Origin of the sequence: Paracoccus sp. Ld10 (assembly GCF_045064235.1) — a bacterium.
GTDB lineage: Bacteria > Pseudomonadota > Alphaproteobacteria > Rhodobacterales > Rhodobacteraceae > Paracoccus.
In genome coordinates this window covers 62,502-69,640 of sequence record NZ_JBISHD010000013.1, presented here as the reverse complement: position 1 = coordinate 69,640, position 7,139 = coordinate 62,502, and the positions used below count along the sequence as shown (strand labels likewise).

The following is a 7,139-nucleotide window of genomic DNA, read 5'->3' as shown; positions in this document are numbered from 1 at the left end:
TGGCCTGCCGTGGGACTTCGGAAAACAAGGCTCCAGACGCGCCATCTGCGCCTCGCTCAGCCAGAAGAGATCAGACATATCACCGCTCCGTTTCCAGAACCCTGAATCACGCAGCCAATCTGAAATCGATGGGTCCAGAGCCTAGCTCCTTACTGCCTTCGACGGCAAAGAGCAGCCTCAGCTTGCCAAACTTCTCCTTGCACTGCATCAGCGTGATCTCTGCAGAAGGCGCCGTTCCTGCACGCCGGCAAGCGGCATCAACGGCTATGGCCAGGAGGCGATACCAGCCTGCGGGCACGTCGCCCCGCATGTAGCGGGGGCGTTCGGGATCGGGCGACACCAGAGCGTCGATGCGATCGGCCGCCTCGGCGATGTCGAAATCAGAAACGCTGAAGGCGTACGGGTCCACATTCTTCCTGCAAGAATGTCCGATGCCGTCACTGTCGCATGCTCATGCGGTCCTCCCTGGCGCAGTCGCTCCACGTAACCGCCGTAGCGGCCATAAGGTTTTGATACCGTAGCGGCAAGGCCACGGGATTTTCGCAACACGACGCAACGTCCACTGGCAACTTGCTTTGCGCAGGACATGCTGAATAAAGATGAAAGTCAGGAAACATTTGCAAGGCCACCATTTCCATGATGCGAGCCGTCGCGATTGCCGCGGTCGGAACGTTGATCCCCGCGCTGCTGCTCTACTTGTGGAAGGTCAGCTACGGAATTACCGACCTAGCCATCATCTGGCTCCTGTTCATCGCGGCGCTCATATTCCTGGGGAACAGACTTCTCGTGCTGCAACGCTGGAGAGCCGAGCGGCGCCTGGTCTTGCGGGAAGACTCCTTCGTTGCGCCGTGGATGACGGGCCAGCTGGGGGCTTTCCTATCGTCGATCCTGCTGGTTGCGGTTCTGATCCCGGCCCTTGCCTGGCACGCCCTGACAATGCCGGCAGACGTCGCAGGCATCCTGTGCGCGCTGTCATTCGCGGCGGGGGCGATGTTCCAGGCGCTTCGCTCGTTCTTTCAGCGTCATCTCGTGCCGCCCTTTGACAGGGTGTTCGCTTCTGGACCGAGCACCTGGCTAATCGGGCTGCCTTTCGCCTTCATCCTGTTCTACGTCACCTGGCATGCCCCCGACATACCGACGGAGATACGCCCGGCCTCATTCGTGGACGCTCTCTCGATAGATCTGCATCAGCTACCAGAGCGCGGCAGCTGGCTGTCCCAAATCTTCCGACTCGCGTCGGACTTCGACAGCGTCAAGCTCTGGATCGTAACGCAGGCCGACGAATATCCCGAAGTCGCGGCCTTCTACAATCTCGACATGGTCCTCTTCGGCCTTCTGACGGCGCGAGCCAGCATCGTCATCACCAATTTCATCGATAACCATTACGACGGGAAATCGGCATGACTCAGCGGAACAACGGCCAGAACCAGGACTACAAGACGAAGGCAACGGCAGTTCAGGTGGCTGGAAAGTCCAAGGGGCTGGCCCGCTGGTATTGGGGCACCGCTGGTCTGCTCATCGTCGCAGCCCTTGGCGTGAGTGCGATCGCCGGCAGACAGGACGCGCAAGAGGGGCCCGAGGTCCAGGAGCTCTCCGACGACAGCGGGGGATGGGCCGATGCAACGATGAGGAAGGCCGAACAGGCGGCGATGGAGGTCATGGAAGATATCGACCCGGCGCTGGATGCTGCTTTTGCGCCCGTCTATGCAGGGATCCCGCGATACCTGGACTTCCACTATTCGCTGAAGGGCGAATGGCTGGAACTGAGCGCGAGTGTTCTCGGGCAAATGGAGAACCAGCTCGACGAGCAGCTCTTCGCGGGATTAGAAGGAAGGATCGGCTCCATCTCTGAAGGGCTGCAAGCCGATTTCGATCGGCTGTGGTTGGCATCTGTCGAGACTTCACTGACAGAAAACCGCGAAGCCGAGGCGCCTTTCGCCGATTTGGCGAGGCAGTCCGTGGGAGATGCCCGAAATCGGATCGCGACGACGGCCGTCGTGTTCGGTAGCCTTGGGATCGGCGGCGCCGCACTTGCAGTCGTTCCAGGCATCGTCGCAAAGAAGCTCGGCCCTAAGATCGCCGGCAAGGTCGCCGTCAAGACGGGAGCCCGATGGGCCACGGTGGCCAGCGGCGCAGGCGCCGGGGGGATCTTGTGCACCTGGGCAGGACCGGCCGCAGCGGCTTGCGTTGTTGTCGGCGGGCTCATTTCCTGGGTCGGCGTAGATTACGCCATTATCAAGCTGGACGAGCACGTCTCCCGGGACGAGTTCAAGCAGGAATTGGAAGCTCTGGTCGAAGAACAGAAGGCGGCAATTCGGACTGTACTGCAGAACATCGTCAGGGAGCGCCTGCATAGCGCACAGACCGAGCGCAAGGACGTCGTCATGACGATCTCGCTGGACGAGTTGCCCGGCTATAAAAGACGGATGGCCTGCGAAGCGGTGGAGGAGATCGCGCCGCGCTATGCGCGCGTGATCGTCAGCCTCAACGAAAGATCACCCGCGACGGTCGATGCCCTAATCGATCTGCTCGCACAGTCCGAGGACAGCCGTCTCCTTGCGCCTTGGGTTGATCGCGTCGAGGCCAGCATCCTGGACGCCGATCTGGACGTCAGGCTCAACGGCGACCTGAAGATCAAGGTTCAAGTGCCGCAGGACCTGCAGAACGGGCGGGAGATGCGTGCCGTCCTGCAAATGGGCGACTTGGAGATCACGAGCGTTTGGACCGAGCCAAATTCTTACGGAAACTTCGTCTTTCACATGCCTGTCGAGGACAAGCTGCCATTGCTTGGGCACCAGCGGATGCGCGTCAATCTCAGTCAGGATGGAGGCCTAAGGCAGTGGAATAGGCAGTTCGTGGGGCAGGCAAGCTTCCTGCCTCATAGCATCCTTCCCGATCGTCCCGGTCTGGCTGTCATAGGGGAGACCGGTGTCGCAACATGGGCGACGGGCAATAGCGAGAGCGCACCCCGGGTTTGGGTCGAGATCCCCGTGTCCGGCGCGCGACTCGAAGGAGTTGCGCCACCGGAGTTTTGCACGATCTGATTATTCGCTTCCGTGTTTTCAGAAGACGGCCTGCTGCTGGCATTTGCTACGCTTGGCGACGGGCCGTGCGGTCGCGACCGCCAGCTCTGGCCACAACCGCACGCCCAAACACTAAAGACCCGCTGTTGCGGGTTTGTGCGGTGATGATGATGGTGGGGAATTAGCTTTGGTTGCGGGGACAGGATTTGAAAACTGTTGTTCGATTTCCAAAGCTATCCTTAAGCCGCTCTGTAAAATAGCCACCTGATAACGTGAAGGCCCCAATTCTACGACCTGCCCGCTGATCATCTCTGAAGGTTCAAACACGAAAAGCGCTATAATCAGGAGGACAACACAAATGAAACTGCGCGTTGCGATTTATGCGAACAGCTCGAACAAAGGCGAAACTATCGAAGAACAGATATACATCTGCCGGACCTTTGCGATAAAACAGGGCTGGCAGACGTTCGACATTTATGCGGACGAGAACTGGCGTGATGTTCGGACTGATCGACCTGAGATTTCGTTTCTTAAGGTGGAAGCCTCTGCAAGATACTTTGACATCGTGCTGTGTGAGCACAGCGATCGGATCACTCCCAACGTTTGGGAACTTCGCGATTTTCTTGTAAGCCTGAATAAAATTGGCCTACGGTTGTGGTCCGTTCAAGAGGGGCCGCTCGATGATCTGAGAATATGGCTTCAGGAAACGTTGCCAGATCTGGGCGATACCTCCGGTCCGTAACTCGGATAGGCGCCAGGATCGAGTCTCACCTTTAAATGTAGGATGGAGCCTACCCTTTGGCCGGCCACCCGAGCGTGAAAGTCCACGTCATTTCCAGAAATTTCCGCGACGATGATCTCCATATTCTCGGACACCAGCCAACGCCAGATCATAGTTTCCGTGACTGTCCTGAGCTGAAGACCTCGACGCGTTTGGGCAATCTCCTCGATGGACCCGATGGGATGGACCCTTTCCATGCTCACCTGCCTGCGTCCGGGAGAGTCGACAAAGATCAGCCCCTAGGCTAGCTTCTTAGTGCCACGATCCTAGCGCGAAGAGATGACATGACAACCATCACCGACGCCACGCGACGCCACCGCATCCGTCCCGCGCAGACCTGCACCATGCATATCGACCGGATCGACAATCTGGGGCGCCAGATGGCCGCGCTGGAGACGATGCATCGTGAACTGATCATGGCCCGCGACAAGGATGATTTCGTCAACAAGGTCTATACGTTCGGACGGCTGACCAAGGATACCTGCGTGGGCTTTCTGGAATTGGCGGGCGCACTGGTGGGCGGGCCCGCGTCGCGGGTTTCATCGCTTGGCACCGCTGCCATCGACACGGCCCAATCGGCATCAGAGGTGGCGCATGGCCAGGCGAACAGGGCCGAGGTCACGCGCCGTTCGCTCAATACTCTGAACGGCATGGTCGGCGGAGGAGCGGGTGCCGATTTCATGCAGATGAAGGTTCAGCAAGGGCTGAACATCGACAGGATGGTTGCCGATGCCCGCGCAGCCGATACCAGCGATGCGCGACGCCGGGCCATTGCCAACGGATTGTTCAGGACGCTGGCCGATACGGTCGAATCGGCCGCCAAGATGGCCGGTAACCCGCTGGTGGAACGTGCAGCCCAGTTGACGAAGGCCGTCCAGACCTATCAGACCGCATTGAACGAGACCTTTGAGCAGCGGCTGGAGGTGGAATACGATATCGCCACGGCCAAGCAGCTTTACCTGCACAACAACAGGCAAGTCATGCGTCGCCTGCGGACCAATCTGAACGAGGCGATGGATCTGCTGAACCAATGCCAAGGGCGCGAGGTCAGGCCCCAGAGGTGACGGCCGCACTAAGGTCCGTTTTGCCATCGCTGCCTGAAGCCACTCACATCACAGCGGGTCTGGATACTCTCCCTTTGCAGGAACATGTCTGACAAGGCCGAGACTTTACCGACTGAACATCCCCGTCTGACCGCCAAAGCCACGGATGGGGCACGATAGAACAGAGAGGCGATGCCGGTCGCGCCCCTTGCGGCGGCCATGACGGCTGGCTGATGATCCCCGGCGGGACCTGTCGATCCCGAACCATCCTGCCGGAACATCTACTCCGCTTGCCCTGCCCCCGGCATCAGGACGATCAGACCGGCGGCGGGGGCGGCGGATGTGGCATTCAGTTCGGCCAGTACGCGCGGCAGAAGATCTGCGGCATCTGCACCGGAGGGCGCTGCGGTGACACTGGCCAGAGGGTCCTCGACCCCCAGCCCGACCAACAGATAGGACGCATCGCGAGTCGCATCCTCGGGCAGTTGGACCGCCACCGCAAAACCGCCGTCGTCATTGGCCGAGATCTGCGCCGACAGGTCATAGACCTTGCCATCCGGCGCCAGCAGGAACAGCCACAGGCTGCGGCCCTCCGCACCGGCCAGCGCCCTGCCCCGTATCTGGAACCCGGTCGCTTCTACGATGCTGGTGGCCTCCAGCAGGGGGGGGCGCGCGGGGCGGCCGGCAATCTGGCGCAGAAAGTCCAGCGCGGGGCATTGAGCGGACGCAATCCGGCGTGACAGGATCGACGGCGCGGCGCCAAACCGTGTGCCATAGGCCGCAGCCAATGGGGTCAGATCGACCGCGCTATCGGATACGGCCAGCAGCCGGCCCGCATCCGGCCCCTGAGCGATACGGGTCACGAAGGTGCAGGTGGGCAGGGGCTGATCGGCCAGAAACCCCTCTCGGGTGTCGGGGTCGCGGGGCTGCATGGTCGAGAGGGCTGTCGCGACTTCGGTCGGCGCTTCCGGATCAGGGCCAGGCGTCGATAACCACCAGAAGCCCGCAGCCGCCATGATGAGCAGACTGGCAAGACCCGCGATCGGCACCCATGGGCAGCGTCCCGGTGCGGGCGGCGGCTCGCTGGCATCCGTCGCAGAACTGGCGGCAAGCGCGGCGAAGGGACTGATCGAGCCGGTTCGAGCTGCATCCCCACTGCTGGCAGTCGTATTCGGCAAATCCTGCCCCGCCGCTGCGGACCAGAGCGGCAAGCGATACTGCGCAGGAAGGGCCATCGGATCATCCAGCATCCGCAGCACGGCCCCCATGTCCCTCAAACGCCGCGCCGGATCAGGTTCCAGCATCTGTTGCAACACCGGAAACAGCCGGTGGGAAAGACCGCCCAGATCAGGGATCACCTGTCGCGCAGCCGAGGCCGACACCACGTTGTCACCCATCGGCAGCGCCGATCCCCGGGCCGCCGCCGCGATCAGCAAGGCCAGGCCATAGACATCGGTCCAAGGTCCGATCTCGCCCTGCCAATGGCCCAGCTGCTCTGGGGCGATATATTTGAACTTGCCTGCAAATCGCCCGGCCAACCCGTCACCCAGCTCGGTCGAGCGGGCAATGCCGAAATCGATCAGCACGGGCTCGTCCAGATGATCGTCGCGCAGGATCACGTTGTCGGGCGACAGATCGCGGTGCGTCACCCCATGGGCATGCGCGCGCGCCAGCCCCCCCGCCAGCCGCCGCATCAGCGCCAATGCGGCCGTATCGTTCAGCGGTCCGTCCTCTTTCATGCGGGCGCCAAGGTGGCGGCCCTCGACGAACTCCATGATCAGGCAATAGCGCTGCAGCCCGCCATCCAGAACAAAATTATGATAACGCACGATCGTCTCGTCACGCAGTTGCACAAGGACCCTCGCCTCGCGCCGGAACAGATCCAGCACCGCCGGATCGTCGGCCAGATCCGGCAGGACCACCTTGACCGCCACGGGATCGCCAGTGAAGGCGTTCTCGGCGCGATAGACCTCGCCCATGCCTCCGCTGCTGACCAGACCGGTGATGCGATAGTTGTTGTTGATCAGCGTGCCCGCATCCAGAATCCTGTCGCCCGGACCGAAATCGGGCACGGCATCGCCCAGTACCGTCGCATCAGGGGGCCGCGCACCGGGCAGAAACTCGGGCGCCGTGCCGATGACCGTCCGCTCTGCCGGGGCGTCGGACGGATCTGGTGACACCTCCACATCTGTTGCATCAAGACGAGATGGTTCGGATAGAGGATCACCGGCCTCAGTCACCCCAGATGGTCCGCCCTCCCGGGCTTCCAATTCGGTGGCCTGTATCTCGTCC

The 7,139-nt window shown here is 61.4% G+C and carries 6 protein-coding genes and 1 pseudogene; 4 read left to right on the top strand and 3 right to left on the bottom strand.

All coding sequences use genetic code 11. The features are described from left to right. Positions 1-78: pseudogene (locus ACJJVR_RS04805) on the bottom strand (IS5/IS1182 family transposase); the annotation flags it as partial. Positions 79-106: 28 nt separating this feature from the next. After that, on the bottom strand, positions 107-409 hold the full coding sequence (locus ACJJVR_RS04800; protein WP_405402666.1) for a hypothetical protein: 303 nt from the start codon (positions 407-409) through the stop codon (positions 107-109). Positions 410-636: 227 nt separating this feature from the next. On the opposite strand from ACJJVR_RS04800, the gene ACJJVR_RS04795 reads away from it, so the two are divergent. The 4 genes from ACJJVR_RS04795 to ACJJVR_RS04780 all read left to right on the top strand — a co-directional run bounded on the left by ACJJVR_RS04795 (position 637) and on the right by ACJJVR_RS04780 (position 4,868). Then, positions 637-1,404, top strand: a complete 768-nt coding sequence (locus ACJJVR_RS04795; protein ID WP_405402664.1) for a hypothetical protein — start codon at positions 637-639, stop codon at positions 1,402-1,404. Next, positions 1,401-3,044 (top strand): hypothetical protein, encoded by a 1,644-nt coding sequence (locus ACJJVR_RS04790; RefSeq protein WP_405402663.1) that lies wholly within the window; start codon positions 1,401-1,403, stop codon positions 3,042-3,044. The genes ACJJVR_RS04795 and ACJJVR_RS04790 overlap by 4 nt, the downstream gene beginning before the upstream one ends. Before the next feature lie 337 nt (positions 3,045-3,381). After that, complete coding sequence (locus ACJJVR_RS04785; protein ID WP_405402661.1) at positions 3,382-3,765, top strand: recombinase family protein; 384 nt, start codon at positions 3,382-3,384, stop codon at positions 3,763-3,765. A 323-nt stretch (positions 3,766-4,088) separates the two neighbouring features. Continuing rightward, positions 4,089-4,868 carry a hypothetical protein gene (locus ACJJVR_RS04780; protein WP_405402659.1) on the top strand — a complete coding sequence of 260 codons (780 nt, stop codon included), beginning with the start codon at positions 4,089-4,091 and terminating at the stop codon, positions 4,866-4,868. 260 nt (positions 4,869-5,128) lie between these two features. Here ACJJVR_RS04780 and ACJJVR_RS04775 read toward each other — a convergent pair whose 3' ends face one another. Next, positions 5,129-7,033, bottom strand: coding sequence for a protein kinase domain-containing protein (locus ACJJVR_RS04775; RefSeq protein ID WP_405402658.1), 1,905 nt, complete (start codon positions 7,031-7,033; stop codon positions 5,129-5,131). Positions 7,034-7,139: the final 106 nt, after the last annotated feature.

Excerpts from the sequence above, each read along its gene's own strand:
- ACJJVR_RS04795 (WP_405402664.1), top strand. The coding sequence starts at position 637 with ATGATGCGAGCCGTCGCGATTGCCGCGGTCGGAACGTTGATCCCCGCG.
- ACJJVR_RS04790 (WP_405402663.1), top strand. The coding sequence starts at position 1,401 with ATGACTCAGCGGAACAACGGCCAGAACCAGGACTACAAGACGAAGGCA.
- ACJJVR_RS04785 (WP_405402661.1), top strand. The coding sequence starts at position 3,382 with ATGAAACTGCGCGTTGCGATTTATGCGAACAGCTCGAACAAAGGCGAA.
- ACJJVR_RS04780 (WP_405402659.1), top strand. The coding sequence starts at position 4,089 with ATGACAACCATCACCGACGCCACGCGACGCCACCGCATCCGTCCCGCG.